Genomic DNA, 1586 nt, shown 5'->3' with positions numbered 1-1586 from the left:
GTGGTGTACTGACCGGAGCTATTTTCGGAGACCACTGTTCACCGATTTCAGATACAACAATTCTCTCATCCATGGGTACAAGCTGTAACCACATTGACCACGTTCAAACACAAATCTACTATGCAATCTTCGTTGCATTGGTGGCAATATTCATCGGTTACATCCCAGCAGGATTAGGAATCCCATGGTACATCTGTATCCCTATCGGTGTTGTTGTAATGTTCATAGGACTTAGAATACTAGGTGAAAAAGTCGATTTTGATGAAGTGGAGGAAGCCTCCTCATAACTTCATTATTTTTTTTAATTTTAATAATTTTTAGGTATGCCTAAATTTTTAGTAGTAATGGTCGCAGATATCCTTATATGTGCAGAACTTGCATAAAAACTGTGGCTTAGCATAGAAATTTCCCTTGTTGACTTCGCTTCTCACGAAATAAAAAGTGTCAATTGCCTCATCGATTTCACGTGAGTGAAGAAACTTGCGCTTGTTTTCCTCATCCTCAACGTCAAGCAATCGCAATCTGCCGTTTTTGGTAAAGAATACTCCAACGGTTGAAACGTTTTTTCCGTAGACATTCTCAACAAGAAGCTTATAGTAGCACAATTCCCTGCGGTATTTGGAGAATGAATTGGAATTTCCGGTCTTGTAGTCAATCACGGTCAAATCACCGTTTTCATCCTCTAGGATAATGTCGCAGATTCCTGAAAAGCGATGCTCGTCATCAAGAAGGTACTCCTCCTGGCTATAGAGCTTATAGTCATTGTCAACGAACACTTCCCTGAAAAATCCGCCAAGGTTTTCAATGTGATTGGATAGGTCATAGCCGAAATCAAGCTCATGGGCGATTTTAAGGAGTTCATTATCAATATCCACACCGTCAAGATCATCGCCGAACTTTTCCGCAAACTTCTCAGCTATCAGGTGAACGTCACTTCCCAATGCCATGTACTTGTTAGGTTCGGCCTCTATTTCATCAATGTACTGGAACTTGAACTCCAAGGGGCATTTGAGATAAGTATTTATTTTTGATTTGGATAGTTTCATAATAATTTTTTCCTATTTTTTTAAAATTGATTTTAAATTAATAATTTATACAATAATCTATTTAATGTTTAAAATATATATTGTTACTTACAACATTTTGGAGAGATTTTAAAATGAAAGTTATAGCACTTCAAGCAAGCCCACGTAAAGGCGGAAACTGTGACGTATTAATGGATGAAATGATAAAAGGAATCGAGGAAAACGGTGGAGAAGTAGTAAAATACTACCTTGAAGACAAGGACATTGCACCATGTAAGGCATGCATGTACTGTGCAGAACACCCTGAATGTATCCGTGGGGATGACGGTAATGAAATCATTCAGGCATTAATTGATGCTGACGGTGTAATCTTTGCAACACCAATCTACTACGGCCAGATGACCGCACAGGGTAAACTCATCATTGACCGTTTCTACAAGATTGGAAAATTCAATGATGAATCATTATCCGGTAAGGCAGCATTAATATTCACTGAAAACCAGCCTGAAGGAACCTACGAACAATACATTGAACTCACCAAGTTCTCACCATTCACATTTG

General features: G+C 38.5%; 3 protein-coding genes. 2 read left to right on the top strand and 1 reads right to left on the bottom strand.

The features are described from left to right. The coding region (locus E7Z77_RS09665; protein ID WP_292753548.1) for a Na+/H+ antiporter NhaC family protein at positions 1 to 287 on the top strand (287 nt) is incomplete at its 5' end. Positions 288 to 335: 48 nt separating this feature from the next. On the opposite strand, the gene E7Z77_RS09660 is transcribed toward E7Z77_RS09665, so the two are convergent. Further along, positions 336 to 1046: a PD-(D/E)XK nuclease family protein gene (locus tag E7Z77_RS09660; protein WP_292753546.1), complete on the bottom strand. Its 711-nt coding sequence runs from the start codon at positions 1044 to 1046 to the stop codon at positions 336 to 338. A 113-nt stretch (positions 1047 to 1159) separates the two neighbouring features. Between E7Z77_RS09660 and E7Z77_RS09655 the strand changes: the two genes are divergently transcribed. Continuing rightward, positions 1160 to 1586, top strand: a 427-nt coding sequence (locus tag E7Z77_RS09655; RefSeq protein ID WP_292753544.1) for a flavodoxin family protein, incomplete at its 3' end; no start/stop codon positions are given.

The organism is Methanobrevibacter sp. (assembly GCF_015062985.1).
Lineage (GTDB): Archaea > Methanobacteriota > Methanobacteria > Methanobacteriales > Methanobacteriaceae > Methanocatella.
Note: the sequence above shows the minus strand (reverse complement) of the source record. Positions and strands in the feature narration are given on the sequence as shown.

Excerpts from the sequence above, each read along its gene's own strand:
- E7Z77_RS09660 (WP_292753546.1), bottom strand. The coding sequence starts at position 1,046 with ATGAAACTATCCAAATCAAAAATAAATACTTATCTCAAATGCCCCTTG.